Origin of the sequence: Pseudoxanthomonas sp. UTMC 1351 (assembly GCF_040948865.1) — a bacterium.
Classification (GTDB): Bacteria; Pseudomonadota; Gammaproteobacteria; order Xanthomonadales; family Xanthomonadaceae; genus Pseudoxanthomonas_A.
The window spans coordinates 62345-80553 of record NZ_JAVGJT010000024.1 but is presented as its reverse complement, the minus strand read 5'-3'; the positions used below and the strand labels follow the sequence as shown (position 1 = coordinate 80553).

The following is an 18209-nucleotide window of genomic DNA, read 5'->3' as shown; positions in this document are numbered from 1 at the left end:
CCGACCGGCTGCACTGCTTTACCGTTTATCGGTTTGCGATTTATCGGATTCGGCGGCCGACGCGGGATAAATAGCGAGAAGTTTGCGCAGAACGCCGTTGGTCCAGCCGAATCCATCCTGTAGCGGGTATTCGCCACCACCGGCCGCGGCATTGCCGGTGACGTCGTATTTTTCCACCAGCTTTCCCGTCTTTTCGAACACGGCGATGTTACTGCTCATCCAGCGCTCGGCGATGGTCGCGGCCAATTCCTTGTGTCCGTAGTCGTTCAGCCCCTCGATGGCAATCCATTGCAAGGGCGCCCAGCCGTTGGGCATGTCCCATTGCTCACCGGTCCGGATCGTAGTGGTCGCTAGCCCATTGGGCTGCAGCAGGTCGGCGCGTACCCGCTTCGCGACTTGATCGGCCTGACGGCGGTCGGCGATGCCAAAGAACAGGGGATATAGCGTGGCGGCGGTGACGTGATCGGTTGTCTTGCCTTCTTTCCACAAATAATCGGCGAATACGCCCTTCCCTGTGTTCCACAAATGACGCCGTATCGCCGCCTTGCGCGCTTCCGCCCGCTTCTGGAACTCCGCAGATTTTTGCGGCTGCTTCGCCGCGCGATAGGCCTTGGCGAGCGTGATCTCAAGGTTGTAAAGCAAGCTGTTCAAATCGGGCGGCACCATTTCCACGGTGCGTATCGTGGCGAGTGTCTTGCCATCGGCCAGCCAGCGCGAGCTGTAGTCCCAACCACTTTCGGCACCTGCCCTCAGGTTGCGATAAACCTCCGCGGTCGAACGGCCGGATGCCGCCGCTGTTTCGACGTCGCGTCCGTAGCTTTCTTCGCGCGGGGTATCGCAGTCGTCCCAATAGCGATTGAGCAGTGAGCCGTCGGCCAAACGCACCACACGCCGGTGTGCTTGCCCCGGGGCGAGTTCCTCGCTTCCCTGCATCCAGAACTCGTGCTCCTTGGCGAGCTGCGGAAGATAGGTCGTAAGTGCCGAGGCACCTTCGCGCTCGGCGAGCAAGTTCACCATGGCCGCAAAGAAGGGCGGCTGCGAACGGCTCAGGAAGTAAGTTCGATTGCCGTTGGGGATATGGCCGTAGTGATCGATCAGCCAGGCGAAGTTCTTCACCATGTCGACTGCCAGATCATGACGGCCACTTTCTTCCAGGCCCAGCATCGTGAAGTAGGAATCCCAGTAATAGATTTCGTTGAAACGGCCGCCTGGAACGATGTAGCGGTACGGCAGCGGCAACAGTGTGGTGCGCGCATCGGCAGGTTCGGGCTTTCGCTCCAATACGCTCCACAATGCATCGATGTGCTGACGCACGCCGTGGTTCGGGTCGGTGCGGTAGCCGCCTCCTGCCGGTGGCGGTATGACGAACTGCTCGCCGATGAAGGCGCGCAGGTCGAACCCCGGTGTGTCGCGGCGGTTCTCATACTCGGCCGCTATTCCCGCGGGCGGTTGTTTCGGCGTGGCATCGACGAAGGCCTTCGTATCGGTCATCACCTGCTGCGCGTCTTCGAAAAGATCGCCGTAAAGCTGCGGAAGCCCCGCCACGCAGGTTTCGGCCATCGCACGCGGAAGCGGAAGCAAGAGGCAGACAACAAGTGCGCCGACGGCTGCTCTGTGCAGGAAAGTTTTCGAATCCGCATTTTTTCCGGCAATCATCGACTTCTCCAAGAAGATGGGCACTGATGTGGTCACCAGCATAAAACAGCCGCGCTAACGCCGCATTTCACGGTGCTTTCACGGTACTTGGCCGTATTGAAAAAGCCGAGAGCGGAAAGATAAGAGCACGCCGCGCAGGATCTGCGCTCATTTCGCGCCAGATTGCACCACAAGGCCGAGTGCTCCGGGAACGGTACGCCAAGACAATCGGCACCACATCGCTCACGAGGTATGACCAGCCAAGCAGTCTATAAAAAAAATTCTCTGGAGGGAGAGCACCATGAACCGCTTCAACAGCACCCGCTATGCGCTGTCGGTCGCCATTGCCGCAGCCTTATTGCCCGTCTGTGTACAAGCGCAGGCACAGACAGAAACGCAGACGCAGACACAAGCACAAACGCAGGCTCCAACAACAGTAACCCCCGCGCAGGCAGCTCCGGCAGCCCCGTCCACCGGCGAAAGATCCGCCACCACACTCGATACGGTGGTCGTCACCGGTAGCGCGGCGGGAGGGGTGAAGAAGCTCGAAGCCAGCTTCAATATCGTCACCGCCACCGCGGAGCAGATCCACCAGGCCAACCCCAAGAGCACTGCGGATCTGCTGAAGATTTCTCCCGGCATGTGGCCCGAATCCACCGGTGGTCAGACCGGTGCCAATATTGAAATCGCGGGCTTTCCCGGTGGCGGCGATGCACCTTACTTTTCGACCCTGATAATGGGCTCGCCGATCTATGGCATGCCAACGCTGTCGTTCTTCGAGACCACGACGTTGTTCCGGCTCGATGACACCGTTGAATCTGTGGAGATACTGCAGGGCGGCCCTTCCGTTGTTTTTGCTGACGGCCAGATGGGTGCCACCGCAAACTTCTTCCTCAAGACCGGCACTGAAGAACCTACTGGCAGTATCGGCGTCACCTATGGCGACGAAGGACTGTGGCGGCTGGACGGGTTTACCGGGTTCAAGCTAGCCGATGGCTGGTACGGCAGTATCGGCGGATTCTGGCGTACTTCGGACGGCGTGCGCGACCCGCAGTTCAAGGCTGACGAAGGTGGCCAGCTGACCGCCACGCTTGCGCGCGAGTTCGACAAGGGCAAGCTGGTCCTGTATGCGCGCTACCTCAACGACAAGAATCAATTCATCACGCCCATCCCGCTGATACAACGCGGCGAAGACGACTTCAGCGCCTATCCGGGTTTTGATCCGCTCACTTCAACCTACTACAGCAAGGCGATGCAGCACGTTGTGTTGCCGGGTTATCCGAACGGTGGCACCACGGCGGACCTTTCCGATGGCCGCGGCGCCAAGTTCTTCTTCTTCGGCGGCAACTTTGAATACGCATTCGACAACGGCTGGTCGATCAGCGACAAGTTCCTGTTCGACGAAGGCGATGCCGACACCAACGCCTTGTTCTCCGGTAACAATCCGGCCACTTTGGGCGACTTTCTGTACACCGCCGATACCCCCGGCGGCCTTGAGTTGCCGGCCGGTTCAGCCACCGCCAACTATGTCGGCGGTGGCGCGGTACCGCTGGACCAGAGCGTGATCGCACAGGGCTGGTGGCACATCCACAAGCATCTGAAGAGCTTCAACAACGATTTCCGCTTAAGCAAGGAACTGTTCGAGGGCAACACGCTCACCGTCGGTCTGTACGTCAACCACTATTCGATGAGCGACAAATGGGCATTGGGCAACCAGATGCTAATGACCAACGAACCAAACGCCACGCCGATCACGGTGACCTACGTCGACGCCGATGGCAACGTCCGGCAACGCACCGATACCCAGGGCTTCCTCGACTATGGCGGCTTCAACATCGCCCAGTATGGTAGTGCGACCAACACGGCGCTGTACCTGTCCGACTCCTGGCGGATTGGCAAATGGCTGCTGGATCTTTCCGGACGCATCGAGAACCAGGATGCCACCAACAACGTCTGCAACCTCATCAACGTTGACCGCGATGGCAATCCGCTGACCGAGTACGACAACGCGGACAACTACACGGTTTGCGATGGCACTTTCCAGAAGATCGAATACGACAAGACCCATCCGTCCTGGACGGCGGGCGCCAACTATTCGTTCACCGATCGCATGTCGATGTATGGCCGTGTCAACACCGGCGGCCATTTCCTGGACTTCGACAATGGCATCCGCGGCAGCACCACTGGCAACACACCGCCGATGCAGAAAATCCGCAACTACGAAGTGGGCTTCAAGTATCAATCCGATCTGCTGTACGCGGATATCAGCGCTTACCGCCGCGTTTTCAGCGGTCTTCAGTATCAACCTACGGATAACGCCGGTACGCCGGTAGGTAGTCCGCTGATCTACGGTTCCGAATCCGTTGGCGTCAATTTCATTGGCGTGCTGACGCCAACTGACAATCTTCGCCTGCAGTTGGTGGCCAATTACCTGGACGGCGAGTACACCGACTACGATGCTTGCATCCAATACACCGACATCAACGACGTGTCGCAATGCGAGCCCATCGAAGGCAAGCAGCTGCAGCGCCAGCCCAAGGTGCGTTTCCTGTTCACGCCCAGCTACACCTTCCTGTTCGACTGGGGCGACATCATGCCGTACGTCACCTACACCCATGTAGGCGATCACACCCAGGACCAATCCGGATTGCAGCAGTTGGGTTCCTACCACACCATTGATTTCGGCGTGACCTCGAACGTCGGCGAGCACTGGCAGTTCAATCTGCGTGGCACCAACATGACCGACGAACTGGGTCTCACCGAAAGCAACTCGCGCATCTTCGGTTCGGCCGCAGGCGCGGGCGGTGTGCTGCTGGCCCGCCCGCTGGAAGGCCGCGAGGTCAACTTCCAAGCGAAGTACATGTGGTGACGCCGGTCGCGTTCAGTTGAAGGTCGTGCGCCGCCGCAGTAGTGCGCGGCGCACGTTCTCTCCGTGGTATCCGGAGAATGGTGCTGACATTTCGCCGTACTTGAGTGTTTGCCGGACCCGCTTTTGCTGGGAAGAACGCCTGCTTGTATGAGCAGGTTCATGCGGGCCGCACGCCGCATCGCTCAACGCGCACGGGACTTTTTTTACGATGAAGCAACTCCTGCTGATTTTCCTCTTGTTGTCCGTCACCGGGCACGCGGTCGCCGCCGACGAGCCACTGCAGTTCCAGGTGACCGAAGGAAACGTGCTCAACGCCTTTTACCAGCAGGAATCCGTTGCGGCTCATCTACTGCTTAGCTCCGGACGGCAGCCGCGCGTGCTGGTGGCGTTTCCCGCCGGCAACAGCGGTGTCGGCGTTTGGTTCGAGGACAGTGATGCGCCGGTGCAATGGACGCTGACAAAAATGGAAGACGCCCAACAATCCGACCGGTCCGGCAGGCCGTTGCACGGGGTCGTGGCCGAGGCCAGCGTCGTGGCGAAACGGCTGGTGGTGCGCGATGCGGTGTTGGGTAGCGTTCGCGTGCTGCGGGATTTTCAGCTTGGTGTTGCTTATCCAACTTCGGTGCGTACTTCAGCACGCATCTCGAGAAAACGCGTGACCTGGGCCCGTGCTCGTCTGGACGAGGCGCCCGGGTACTCCATCTCGATCGAGCTACTCGATGGCGAGATTCGTGGTGGCAACGGCGAGCCTGTGGGGCTCACATCGGGTGGCGATGACAAACCGCTGCGGCTGCGCATCACGGTGCTGACCGGGGAGCAGCCTCTCACACCGCTGGCGGCCGATGATCTGCTCAATGATCAGGCGGGCCAGGATGTGCGCAGTCGCCAGGTGCTTCAGTTCTTGAGCTATCGGGAGAAGTTCCTGGCCGGGTCCTGGCGCTTCAACACGTACTTCGGCCGTGACACCTTGATGTCGCTGCGGCTGTTGATGCCCAGCCTGCAGCCCGCGGCAATCGAAAGCGGCCTTGCTTCGGTGCTGGAGCGGCTGAATGCGCGAGGAGAAGTCGCGCACGAAGAAGACATCGGCGAATTCGCCGTCCTGCGCCATCGCCAACAAAGTGATCAAGCCTCCCCTGCCGACGCGCCGATCTACGACTACGCGATGATCGATGACGATGTAATGCTCGCGCCGGTGGCCGCGGCGTATTTGCTGGATCACCCTGAAGGCCGCAGCCGCGCTGCTGATTTCCTTGCACAGAAAACCAGTCGCGGTGAGTCGTTGGGCTTGGCGCTGGCGCGGAACTTCGATTTCGTTCTGCAGTCCGCGCAACCGTTCGCGCAACAACCGGCGGCGCGGAACCTGATGTCGATCAAAGCCGGACGCAACACAGGCCAATGGCGCGACAGCGAGGATGGATTGGCAGGCGGACGCTATCCCTACGACGTCAACGCGGTATTCATGCCGGCGGCGTTGGAGGCTATCGCCCGCTTTCGGGAGGCGGGCTTGTTGCGGCCATATCTGTCAGCCTCGCAACAGCAGGCGCTTTCCAAGGCGCGCGTGTGGACAGCGGCATGGTCCACGCACGCACCGCCGCTGTTCCGAACGGAACTGGCGCCGATGGCAGCACGCGCTGCCATCGTCCGTTACGCCAAGGCACTGAACATCGATCCAGCGCCCGCCTTGGCGAGTCTACTGCGCAGTGGATTGCGCTTCGATGCGTTGGCCTTGGATGCGGAAGGCAAACCGATTCCGGTGCTGCATTCCGACGGCGGCTTCGCTCTGCTGTTCCAGAGGCCTGACGCGGCCGCGCTGGATGTCATGGTCGATAGCATGCTGCGACCTTTTCCTGCTGGCCTGCTGACGGGTGCTGGCTTGGTGGTGGCCAATCCGGCGTATGCCGACGCCGAAATTGCAACGAAGTTCGGCCGTACCGCGTATCACGGCACCGTGGTGTGGTCATGGCAGCAGGCCCTGCTTGCGGCAGGGTTGGCGCACCAGCTGGAACGTGACGACCTGCCCGCTGCTACCCGCGCACGGCTACGCGATGCGCAAGCGCGCTTGTGGCAGGCGATCGATGCCACTCGTGCAATGCGGACCTCGGAGTTGTGGTCGTGGTCGTATACGGATGGCCGGTACAAGCCCGAACCATTCGGGCAGAGCCGCGGCGACGCCGACGAGTCTAATGCCGCGCAGTTGTGGAGCACGGTTTATCTGGCGATTCCGGCGCCGGCTGAGGGTCGTCTTCCTGCAAAGTCGGCTACTCATAAATAGGAGCAGGGAGCTGCGAAAGCTGCGCGCAACGGAGCCGTCATCCCGGCGCAGGCCGGGACCCAGTGTCTTGAGCTCCTGATGCAGAAGTCGCTGGCCCGGCCTGCACCGGAGGCGCTCTTCAACAGCCGAATGGCTGATCAGCTAGCGGTTTCTACCATTCTGCGCGCAAGCCGCTGGGTCCCGGCCTGCGCCGGGATGACGGTGGAGAATGGTTCCGAGGTAAGCAGTTGATCCGAAATTTCGCTAGTCGGAAGTAGCGGTTCTTGACGCACCGCAGTTATGGGCAGAAAGAGAACCCACCTCAAGAAGCCCCATACATCGTCAACTGCCGCGAAACTTCACTGGCGGCTTCGCGTAGCTGTGCAATCACCTCATCCACCTTGGCGCCGCCGGAACGGCGCTCAATGAAGGGAATGGTCAATGCGCCGACGGCGTGGTCATGCACGATCAGCGGCGCCGACAGATCCACCACGCCATCGACCATTTTGCTGGGCGCGCTGGCATAGCCTTGATTGCGTACCGATGAAGCGCGCCGCACGAAACCGGCCAGGCTGGCGGCCGGCTTGCCCTTGCCCAACATCGCCAGCCAGCGCTCGCGTGTTTCCTGATTCTGGAACGCGAACAGGACCAAGCCGGATGTCGAGTTTTCCAGAGGTCGGCGATGACCGACGCGCACCACAAAACCCAGGTCGCCGGGCGCATCCACCCGCGCGATGACGACGATCTGTTCCTGCGAGGGAACCACCAGATGGCAAGGTTGCCGCACGCGGTCGGCCAAACGATGCATCACCGGGAATGCGGTCTCCACCATGCTCCTGACCGGCGGCCGCTCCATGCCCAGAATGAACAGTCGATTGGTCAACGCGAAGCTGTCTCCCGCGTCGCGTGCGATATAGCCGCGACCTTCCAACACCTGCATCATCCGGAAGATCTCGCTACTGGAGCGTCCAATTCGGTCGGCGATCTCGCGCATGCTCATCGGCGCTGGCGCGGCCGCCAGCAGCTCCAGGATGTCCAGGCCCTTGTCCAGGGCGGGCGCGCGGTATTTCGGGGGTGGCTGAGGCATGTTGTCCTTCCAGTGCAGTGCAGTAGAGCGTCAGACGATCCTTCGCGGCACTCATCCGCAAAGCCGGCACCGCGTCCTGGGATGGGGTCCGCAAGCCGGCCAGCGGAGGCTTGGCCAAAGACTGAATCAGCTGAATAAAAGACGAGTTGCGGGCGATTCTGTCAAGCAATTCCGGCCCGCCTCACCTCTTATATGAAATTCCGTTTCATATTTACATTAACCGATTGAAGCGATATGGTCCGGCTGGGAATGGGAGAACAGACATGCACGACGGTATCCGCGCGGATGTTGGCACTGCCGCGAACACAGCACGCATCGCGGTCATACCGCTGGTCCTGATCGTCAGCCTGTTCTTCCTGTGGGGCGTGGCGAACAATCTCAACGACATCCTGATCACCCAGTTCAAGAAAGCCTTTGTGCTGTCGGACTTTCAGGCGGGCTTGGTCCAGAGCGCGTTCTATCTGGGTTATTTCTTCTTCGCCCTGCCCGCCGGCCTGTTCATGCGGCGCTTCGGCTACAAGGGCGCGGTGTTGGCGGGACTGGTCCTCTATGCGGCGGGCGCCTTTCTCTTCTACCCCGCCGCCGAAGCGCATCACTACGGGTCGTTCCTGCTGGCGTTGTTCGTGCTGGCCAGTGGCCTGGCGTTCCTGGAAACATCGGCCAATCCGCTGGTGACGGTACTCGGTCCGCCCGAGGGCGCAGCGCGTCGCCTCAATTTCGCCCAGGCATTCAATCCGTTGGGTTCGATCAGCGGCGTGCTGATCGGCCAGCATTTCATCTTCTCCGGCGTCGAACACTCGGCCGAGGAATTGGCGGCCATGACGCCCGCCGCGCGCGCAGCCTACTTCGCCACCGAATCGGCTGCGGTACAGACGCCTTATCTGGTCATCGGCACCATCGTGGCCTTGTGGGCGCTGCTGGTCCTGGTCACGCGCTTCCCGAAGACAATGGACCACGATGCTGACTCCACTGGCGGTCTTTCCCATCTTGGCAAGCTGATGCGGAACCGGCTGTTCATCTTTTCCGTGATCGCGCAGTTCTTCTATGTCGGTGCGCAAGTCGGGGTGTGGAGCTTTCTAATTCGCTATGCGCAGGACACGGTGCCTGGCACGCTGGAAAAAGGCGCCGCCAACTATCTCACCGCATCACTGGTGCTGTTCATCGCCGGCCGCTTCCTGGGCACGTTCGCGATGCGTTTCCTGCCCGCCTCGCGGCTGTTGGCCAGCTTCGCGCTGATCAACATTCTGTTGGCGGCAGTTGCGGTGATGGTTCCTGGGCAAACTGGGTTGTACGCGTTGGTCGCGATCAGCTTCTTCATGTCGGTGATGTTCCCGACCATCTTCGCGCTGGGACTTTCGGGACTTGGCGACGATGATCGGAAGTTGGGTTCATCGTTGTTGGTGATGTCGATCATTGGTGGCGCGGTGCTGACGGCGGCGATGGGGTTGGTGTCGGATTTGTATGGGATACATAGTTCGATGGGGGTGCCGTTGTTGTGCTTTGCGGTGATTCTTGGGTTTGCGGTGCGGTCGCGTCGTTCGGCTGGGTGATCTGGATCCTTTGGTTCTTTGGCTTTGGCGCTGGCGCGGAGAACTCATCTGAACGGATGATCTACGCGCTGCCGCGGGCGTCACTTTGACCAGCCATTCGGCTGTTGAAAAGCGCTTCTTTGCTTGTGCAAAGAACAAGTAACCAAAAGAAAGCACGCCCCAGGCGGCGCGCCCTTCGGGTCCGCAATCGGGCCGGGAATTTTCGGAAGGCACATCCATGTGCCTGCCGAAAACGACGCACATCCTGTGCGCCGCCCCTGCGGGGTTTTACCCGTCCCACTTGCCGCGCCTAAACGGGGCCCCAAAGAAGCGAGAGCGGAGCGGAGCAAAGGCAAAGGAAACAGCAAAAGCAAAGCCAAGCAGAAGCAAAAAGAACGGCAACGATGTGTCCATAGCAAGAAGGCGTTTGCGTTCGCTCTTTCTTTTGCTTTTGCTATCGCCTTTGCCTTTGCTCTTGGCCTTTTGGGGTCCCCTTTAAGGCGCGGTGGCGCCGGTGGGTACAACCCCTTGGGGCGCCGCGCAGGACGCGCGGCGTTTTCGGCAGGCACATGGATGTGCCTTCCGAAAATTCCCACCGGCGACACGCACCCGAAGGGCGCGCCGCCAGGGGCGTGTTTCTTTGCCTACTTTCTTTGCACGAGCAAAGCAAAGTAGGGCCCGCGGCAGGCGCGTAGATCATCAGTGCCAGCGGACAACCCGCGCCAGCGCCGAAAAAAACGCAAGATGGGTGTCGCTGCGCTCGACCCATCCTACGGACTAAGACTGGCGGGTTCGATACGGCCGCCCATCACTTCGCAAAAGAATATCCGGCGAAAGCGAATGCACATCGCACTGCCCCGTCAGCGCCATGCTGACATCCAGCTCCTTGCGAATGATCTCGATGGCCTTGGTGACACCGGCTTCACCCATCGCGCCCAGGCCGTAGAGAAAGGCCTTACCTATCAAACCCGCGCGGGCGCCCAGCGCCAGCGCTTTCAACAGGCTCTGGCCGCTGGTGATGCCGCTGTCGAGCAGCACCTCCATTCGCCCGGCCACCGCGTCGATGATCTCGGGCAGCACGTCGATGGATGCCGCCGCGCCGTCCAGTTGGCGTCCGCCGTGATTGGAAACGACGATGGCATCCACGCCTTCTGCAGCGGCGATGCGTGCATCTTCCGGATCCATGATGCCCTTGAGGATCAGCTTGCCGGGCCATAGTTCGCGAATCCAATCCAGATCGCGCCAGGTCAACGTGGGATCGAACTGGCTGGCGATCCACTGCGCCAGTGTCGTCAGGCTGTCTGCGCCGCCGATACGTCCTTCCAGATTGCCGAAGCAGCGGCTGGGCGCGCGCAACATGCCCCACGCCCAGCGCGGCCGGCGGGCGATGTCGTAGAGGTTGCGCAGCGTCACCTTGGGTGGCACCGATAATCCGTTCTTGATTTCGCGGTGACGTTGCCCTTGCAGCGTCAGGTCAGCGGTGAGCATCAGCGCCGAACATTCCGCCGCCTGTGCACGCTGGATCAGTTCACGCACGAAGCCACGATCGCGCATGACGTACACCTGGAACCAGAACGGTGCGGGCACCGCGGCGCGTACTTGTTCGATCGAGCAGATCGACATGGTGCTGAGGCAGAACGGAATGCCCGCCGCCGCCGCAGCGCGCGCACCGAGAATCTCGCCGCCACCACACTGCAAACCGGTGAGGCCGGTGGGCGCGATGGCCAACGGAAATGATGCCGGCTGCCCCGCGATCGTGGTGGCAAGCGAACGCTTGTCGACATCGATCATTACCCGCTGGCGCAAACGAATGGCATCGAATGCCGCACGGTTGCCATGCAGCGTTACTTCATCGTACGAGCCCCGGTCGGCGTACTCGAAGAAAGCGCGCGGCACACGCCGGCGCGCCAGTTCCCGCAGATCCATGATGTTGGTGATGGGCGAGGCCATGACGGCTTTCTCCGTGCCAGTTGCGGCAAGTACGACGGTGATCCGGGAACGACTATCAGCCCGCGGAAGAAACTACTTTTTCTACGCCCACTTCGCTCGCCCAGGCTGCGCCTTCGGGATACAGATGGTCAGCCACCGACTGCGCGTGCATTTCCGCCGAGAACCCCGGCATTGAAGGTGCCAGATAGCGGCCGTTGCGAATCTGCACCGGATCCAGGAAGTGCTCGTGCAGATGATCGACGAACTCGATCGCCCGGTCATCCATCGACCCGGTAATGGCGACGAAGTCAGCCATGGCCAGGTGCTGGACCAGTTCGCACAAACCTACGCCGCCGGCATGGGGAAATACACGGACGCCATACTTGGCCGCCATCAACAGAATCGCCAGGTTCTCGTTGACGCCGCCCACGCGCGCCGCGTCAATCTGGATCAGGTCCACCGCTTCGGCCTGGAACAGCTGCTTGAAGATCACCCGGTTCTGGGTGTGTTCGCCTGTCGATACCGGCACCGGTGAAATGCCACGGCGAATCGCCGCGTGGCCCAGCACGTCATCCGGGCTGGTGGGTTCTTCGATCCAGGCGATATCGAACGACGCCAGTTGATTCATCCACTCGATGGCGGTGCCGACGTCCCAACGCTGATTGGCGTCGACCGCCATCGCTACATCCGGGCCGATCGCCTCGCGGGCGATGCGGCAACGCCGGATGTCTTCCTCGACGCTCTCCCCGACCTTGATCTTGATGGTCCGGAAACCATCCGCCACTGCTTGCCGCGCCAGACGCGCCAGCTTTTCGTCGGAATAGCCCAGCCAACCGGGCGACGTGGTGTAGGCCGGATAACCTTCCGTGGTGAGGTGCTGGATGCGTGCCGCTTTGTGCGGTTCCGCTGCCCGCAGGATCGCCAGCGCTTCGTCGCGGGTCAGGACGTCGGTGATGTAGCGGAAGTCGATCAGATCGACGATCTGTTCTGGCGTCATATCGGCGATGAGGCGCCACACGGGCTTCCCGCTGCGCCGTCCCGCCATGTCCCACACGGCGTTGATCACCGCGCCGATGGCCATGTGGATGACGCCTTTCTCCGGGCCCAGCCAGCGCAGCTGCGAGTCGTTGGTCAGGCTACGTGCGAAGGCACCCAGGTCTCCCAGCACTTCGTCCACGTCCCGCCCCAACACCAAGTGCGACAGACACTGCACTGCTGCCGTCTGCACGTCGTTGCCACGGCCGATGGTGAACACCAATCCGTATCCGGCCAGGCCGGAAGGATCGTCGGTCCGGATCACCACATAGGCGGCCGAATAATCCGGATCCTTGTTCATCGCGTCGGAACCATCGAGTTCGCGCGAGGTGGGGAAACGCACGTCGAACGTTTCCAGTGCGGTGATCCTAGCCATGCGCGCGGACCTCATGCGAAATCAGCTCTTGGCGCTGACGGCCCAGCCCTTCGATTTCCAGTTCCATGACATCGCCAGGCTTCAGATATACCGGCGGTTTCTGGCCCAGGCCGACGCCCGGCGGTGTGCCGGTGCTGATCACATCGCCCGGCATCAGCGTCATATAGCGGCTGATATAGCTCACCAATGTCGCCACGCCGAACACCATCGTCTTGGTGCTGCCGTTCTGGTACTGGTGATCGTTGACGGACAGCCGCATGCCGAGGTTCTGCGGCTCCGGGACTTCATCGCGCGTCACCAGCCACGGACCCATCGGTCCGAAGGTGTCGCAGCTCTTGCCCTTGACCCACTGCCCGCCCTGCTCCAACTGGAAAAAGCGCTCGGAAATATCGTTGATGACCGTGTAACCGGCGACATGCTGCATGGCTGTTTCGACCGGAACATCGCGCGCGACATCGCCGATGATCACGCCCAGTTCGACTTCCCAATCGGTCTTTTCCGAGCCGCGCGGAATGATCACGTTGTCGAACGGGCCGCAGATGGCGGTAGTCGCCTTCATGAAGATCACCGGTTGCTCCGGCACCGCCATGCCTGATTCGGCGGCGTGGTCGGCGTAATTCAATCCAACACAGATGAATTTCCCTACCTGGCCGACTGGCGGGCCCAGGCGCGGCGTGCCCGGCACTTCCGGCAGGCTGGCCGGATCGAGGACGCGCAGCTTCGCCAGGCCGTCCGCGCTCAACGCATAGCCGGCGATATCGTTAACCACGCCACTCAGGTCGCGGATTTTTCCTTGCGAATCGAGCAGACCGGGTTTTTCGCGGCCACTCTCGCCATAACGCAACAGTTTCATACGGGTTCCTTGAAGATTGAATTACGCATGTCAGTTCGACCAACCGCCGTCGATGATGTGGGTCTGGCCGGTGGTGAACGACGATTCGTCGGACGCCAGATAAACCACCAACGCGGCGATCTCTTTTGGATCGCCCAGGCGGCCGATTGGTTGGCGGTCGGTGAAACTCTTCCACACCGCTTCCTCATCGCCGCCCAGCGCTTTCACGCGAGCGGCCAGCGAAGGCGTGCGCACGGTGCCGGGGCAGATGGCATTGCAACGCACGCCTTGGGCGACATAATCGGCGGCAATGGCCTTGGTGAGCCCGATAACCGCCGCTTTGGTGGTGCCATAGGTGAAGCGGTTCGCCACGCCCTTGATGCTCGACGCCACCGACGACATGTTGATGATGCTGCCGCGCTCCTGCGCCAGCATGCCGGGCAGGACGGCCTTGCACAGGAAATACATCGCATCCACATTGATGGCGAACGAGCGCCGCCAGCTGGCCTCGTCGCAATCCAGGATGCTTCCCTGGTGAACGTAACCGGCGCAGTTGAACAGCACGTCGAACGTACCGTGCTCGGCCACGAGTGCATTGATCGCCTGGGCATCGGTAACGTCCAGGGGCGCGGTCTGGATACCCGGCTGCTCTGCCGCCAGCGACGCCAACGCGGCGGCATCCAGATCGGTGGCCAGCACCTGCGCCCCTTCCCGCGCGCAGGCCAGTGCGCTTTCGCGGCCAATGCCCGCGCCGGCGGCCGTTATTAGTACCCGCTTTCCATTCAAGCGTGCGGTTATGGGATGTGACGTCATACCGTTTCCTCTTTCTTATCCAAGGCGTAGAAACCGATCGCGGTCGCGCCGAGTATGTTTTGCTCATGACCGGGCGCATGGCGACGCACCAGTGTGCGCGCTATTTCCAGCCAGAGGCCGTAGTCCGATTTGAGATTCAGCACTGGCCAATCGCTGCCCCACATCAGGCGTTTCGGCCCGAAGTGTTCGAACAGGTGCGCCACGTACGGCGCCAGTTCGTCCGCGCCCGCACCATCGCCTGCTTGTGTCAGCAGCCCGGACAACTTGCAGTGCAGCAGCGGCAGCTCACGAGCGAGTTGGGCTATGTCGCCGGCCCAGCCGGGAAATTCCTCGCCGGCAATATCGGGTTTACCGGCGTGATCGAGCACGGCGCGCAACTTCGGGTGGCGAAGCAAACGTGCCTGCAGCGTCGGCAGCTGGTGCGGCAACACCAATGCGTCGAACACGAGGCGATGATCGATCATCGCCTCGAAGGCAGCGTCCAGCACCGGCTTCAACAACCATTGCGGATCGGCGATGTCCTGCACCATCGGCCGCAGGCCTTTGAGTTTTCCATCGCCGTAGGCGACCAGATCGGCAATGCGCCCGGGTGCATTGGGAGCTTCCATATCGACCCAACCGACGACACCCGCCACGAAATCGTTCTGCGCCGCCAGATCCAGCAGGTAGCGGGTTTCGGCTTCTGTCGGCGCCGCCTGCACCAATACCGTGGCCTGCACATCGTGCGTGGCAATGAGTGGCGCCAGGTCTTGCGGCAGGTAGTCGCGGTACAAGACGCCATCGGCCGGACGCAGCCATCCGTAATCGCCGCGATCCGGGCGCCAGAAATGCTGGTGGGCGTCGACGATCATGCCGGGACCGTCGCGCTCGCCGACAACAGCCCTTCTTCGCGCAGCTGCTGCCACAAGGCAGCAGCCAGTGGCGTGCCGATGCGCGTGATGGCGCTGCGCGCCTCGTCGGCCGAACGCATACCAGCCACCACCGTGGCTACCACCGGATGCGAGAGCGGAAACTGCAGCGCGGCGGCGCCGGTGTCCACGCCATGTGCATGGCAAATCGCGTAGATATGCTGCGCGCGCTCCAGTATCTCGGTGTTGGCGGGTTCGTAGTTGTATCGGTCCCCGGGTCTGTCCGCGTTGGCCAACAGACCTGAGTTGTAGGGCCCTGCGGCCAGAATGGCCACCGATCTTCGCTGAGCTTCTTCCATCACCCGTCGGGAGTTCTGCTGCTCCAGCAAGGTGTAGCGTCCGGCCAGCATGATGCAATCGAGTGGGAACAGCGGCATTAGCTCAAGGCAAATATCTTCTTCGTTGACGCCGATGCCGATAGCGCGGCAGGCGCCAGCGGCTTTCAGCTCCGCCATTGCCGGCAGCGCTTCATCAAGCGCCTGCCGCAGCCGGGCCGGGTGGTCGTCGCCATGGGTCAGGCGGCCGATATCGTGCAGCAGCAGGATGTCGACATGATCGGTTTGCAGCCGCTCCAGGCTGGATTCGAACGACTTCAACACGCCGTCGCGACTGTAGTCGAAGACCGCATCGCGGCCACCGACCGCGAACCCGTGCCTCCCCGGCTCAGCGGACGCTTCGTCCTGGAGCCGGCGACCCACTTTGGTCGAGATCGCGTACGTGCCGCGTGGCTGCCCGGCCAACGCGCGGCCCAGGCGGGATTCGCTGAGCCCGTAACCGTAATAAGGCGCCGTATCGAAGAAGCTGATGCCGCCCGCCAGCGCCGCATGCACGGCGGCCATCGCCTCCTCTTCCGGCACCGGCGCATACAAGTTGCCAATCGGCGCCGCGCCGAAGCCCAGCGCGGAAACCTGGACATCCCCCCCAATCTGGCGGGCTGCTGGCAGGTTCTGGCGCTTTGTATCGGGCTCGCTCATCGGACCGTTTTTCTCATTATCCAAGCCGGCGCCGACAACGATCCGGTGCACGGGCAACAGGGAATTTCCGGCGCATCCGCCATATTACCGACGTGACGGACATTTCTTATATGAACTATACATGCGTATATGAAATCCGCAACGCCAGAGCCGAGGGATCGGCGACCAGAAGCCAGGACGCGGAAAGGTGTCCGCTTGACCTTCGCTTTCGGCGCCTCTCAGCAGCCGAATGGCTGGTCATCCAGCGACTCAAGCCTTTGAAAGCAAAGGCACTGGGTTCCCGCTTTCGCGGGAAGCGCTTTTCAACAGCCGAATGGCTGGTCATGACAAGCAAAAGCGGTGTTGTTCAGAGGTTCCCTAGGGGAATTGCCCCTAGCTTGATGGCGACGCGCGGTTATGGAGATTTGCAAACCAGACTCGCCTTACCGCCTTGCGCAAGCGACCGCCACTACAGCGACATCCGCTTTATCCCGCGCCGCCTGTGAGCGGCGATCGCTTGTCGCGTGCCGATTGATCCAGGGCAGCGCGATGGCCAGCAGGTAGAACTTGGACGCGTGGTATTTGTTGCCCATCCGGCGGCGGTGGCGCGCCAGCCAGGCGGGCGCGCCTGGCAACACGTCGCGTGCCTGCTGGGAATATTCATACACCTGGTCGAAACGTTGCTTTGCCAGATTGCGCAGATCAAAGCGGAAGCTGCCTTTCGCCATAACGTACGGCAGTTGCGGAAAGCGACGCGCGATGTGTTCCCTTACCAGCACTTTGTTGATGCCCTTGCGCGCATCCATCCGCTGCTCGGGCGGCACTTCCTGCGTGATCCAGCGCCTCAGCTTCGCGTCGCAATAGGGATACGCCACACGCAACGACAACGCGGAAGTGGTGTACGTGCCTTTGGCGATACCGCCAGGCGTGGCCATGATGTCCAAGGTGATGGATAGCTGTTCGGTCAGACTGCCGGCCGCGGAAATGGCGGGGGCAAACCGGGCCAGCCGGGCCTTGGACTGCTGCGCTACCGGTTTTCCGAATAGCGCATCCACTTCGGAGTCGGTGAAACGCGAGCCGGGGAAGCTGCGTTCGAAAGGATCCATTTCCAGCGTCGACAGCAAATAGCTCAGCTCGAAATTCAGATCCAAATACTCCGAGCCGTGGAAAAACCCGGGCAGGCGGAGATTCCTGGCGAGCAGGCGCAGCAGGTGCTTGTGCCAGGTCGCCGGCACACCCAGATAGACGTCCGAGCCCAGGCCATCGATCACCCCATCGCCACCGCTTCGGACGATCTCGGTCGCCAGGTCGGCGTAGGACAACAGGGCGAAGTCGGCCGTCAGCAATGGCATCTTCGGCAACAACGCCAAGTAGCGGTCGTAAGCGCGGCCAGGATCGCAGACGAGCACTTCGTGGCGCAGACCCAGGTGCTGGGCCACGTGCAGGGCCGAGGCCACTTCGTTCTCTTCGCTGCCGCCCAGATACGTCAGGCAGGTGGTGTCGGGGCGGACCTCGCTGGCCGCGATGGCCAACGAGGTCGAATCCTTGCCGCCGCTTTGCAAGAGCCAGGGTGTCGCCATCCTTTGGCTAGTCCGGGCCAGCGCGTCACTCAGCAGTCGGTGGTACTCGGCCGCCCAATCCTGTTTCTTGCCGGCGTGCACCTTGGGCCGGCCGAACTGACTGAACATCGGTCGATACACCGGGTCATCGAACATGTCTTGCTTCGGATCGAATCCGCAGCTGACCAAGCGCACGTTCTCGTATATCGAATAGGGCGGATAGACGAAGCCGTTACGTAGCAGGTCGGCAAGCGACACCGAATCCAGGCCGCCACGCTCGACATGGTGGGCCAGCGGTGCGAAATCGGGTTCGCCATGGAAAGGCGATGCGATGAGTTGAATGGGATTCAAACGCAGCTCCGCTGCTGAAAGGCCGGTGGCACATCAATTGCGGTCGACTTCCGTCGGCTCTTCCGGATGGCCGGAAGAGCCG

At 61.5% G+C, this 18209-nt stretch carries 12 protein-coding genes; 3 read left to right on the top strand and 9 right to left on the bottom strand.

Features of this window, described 5'->3' with window-relative positions; translation table 11 throughout:
• Nucleotides 1–18: 18 nt before the first annotated feature.
• Nucleotides 19–1656, bottom strand: coding sequence for an alpha,alpha-trehalase TreF (treF, locus tag AB6O04_RS16175; protein WP_368565186.1), 1638 nt, complete (start codon nt 1654–1656; stop codon nt 19–21).
• Between the two features lie 280 nt (nt 1657–1936).
• On the opposite strand from treF, the gene AB6O04_RS16170 reads away from it, so the two are divergent.
• Both AB6O04_RS16170 and AB6O04_RS16165 read left to right on the top strand, forming a co-directional pair.
• Nucleotides 1937–4504, top strand: a complete 2568-nt coding sequence (locus tag AB6O04_RS16170; protein WP_368565184.1) for a TonB-dependent receptor — start codon at nt 1937–1939, stop codon at nt 4502–4504.
• A gap of 208 nt (nt 4505–4712) precedes the next feature.
• Nucleotides 4713–6776: a hypothetical protein gene (locus tag AB6O04_RS16165; RefSeq protein ID WP_368565182.1), complete on the top strand. Its 2064-nt coding sequence runs from the start codon at nt 4713–4715 to the stop codon at nt 6774–6776.
• Between the two features lie 301 nt (nt 6777–7077).
• On the opposite strand, the gene AB6O04_RS16160 is transcribed toward AB6O04_RS16165, so the two are convergent.
• Nucleotides 7078–7842: an IclR family transcriptional regulator gene (locus AB6O04_RS16160; protein ID WP_368565181.1), complete on the bottom strand. Its 765-nt coding sequence runs from the start codon at nt 7840–7842 to the stop codon at nt 7078–7080.
• A gap of 263 nt (nt 7843–8105) precedes the next feature.
• On the opposite strand from AB6O04_RS16160, the gene fucP reads away from it, so the two are divergent.
• Nucleotides 8106–9392, top strand: a complete 1287-nt coding sequence (fucP, locus tag AB6O04_RS16155; RefSeq protein ID WP_368565180.1) for an L-fucose:H+ symporter permease — start codon at nt 8106–8108, stop codon at nt 9390–9392.
• A gap of 756 nt (nt 9393–10148) precedes the next feature.
• Here fucP and AB6O04_RS16150 read toward each other — a convergent pair.
• From AB6O04_RS16150 to AB6O04_RS16120, 7 genes are all read right to left on the bottom strand, one after another.
• The gene (locus AB6O04_RS16150; protein WP_368565179.1) at nt 10149–11321 is read right to left on the bottom strand and encodes an L-lactate dehydrogenase; all 1173 of its coding nucleotides are present in this window, start codon (nt 11319–11321) and stop codon (nt 10149–10151) included.
• 55 nt (nt 11322–11376) lie between these two features.
• Entirely contained in the window at nt 11377–12711 is a 1335-nt protein-coding gene (locus AB6O04_RS16145) for an L-fuconate dehydratase (RefSeq protein WP_368565178.1), read from the bottom strand.
• The gene (locus AB6O04_RS16140) at nt 12704–13564 is read right to left on the bottom strand and encodes a fumarylacetoacetate hydrolase family protein (protein ID WP_368565177.1); all 861 of its coding nucleotides are present in this window, start codon (nt 13562–13564) and stop codon (nt 12704–12706) included. Before AB6O04_RS16140 ends, AB6O04_RS16145 begins: the two co-directional genes overlap by 8 nt.
• Before the next feature lie 30 nt (nt 13565–13594).
• Nucleotides 13595–14356 (bottom strand): SDR family oxidoreductase, encoded by a 762-nt coding sequence (locus AB6O04_RS16135; RefSeq protein WP_368565176.1) that lies wholly within the window; start codon nt 14354–14356, stop codon nt 13595–13597.
• Entirely contained in the window at nt 14353–15207 is an 855-nt protein-coding gene (locus tag AB6O04_RS16130; RefSeq protein WP_368565175.1) for an amidohydrolase, read from the bottom strand. The genes AB6O04_RS16135 and AB6O04_RS16130 overlap by 4 nt, the downstream gene beginning before the upstream one ends.
• Nucleotides 15204–16238: an aldo/keto reductase gene (locus AB6O04_RS16125; RefSeq protein WP_368565174.1), complete on the bottom strand. Its 1035-nt coding sequence runs from the start codon at nt 16236–16238 to the stop codon at nt 15204–15206. Before AB6O04_RS16125 ends, AB6O04_RS16130 begins: the two co-directional genes overlap by 4 nt.
• Nucleotides 16239–16660: 422 nt before the next feature.
• Nucleotides 16661–18127, bottom strand: coding sequence for an asparagine synthase-related protein (locus tag AB6O04_RS16120; protein ID WP_368565173.1), 1467 nt, complete (start codon nt 18125–18127; stop codon nt 16661–16663).
• Nucleotides 18128–18209 lie beyond the last annotated feature (82 nt).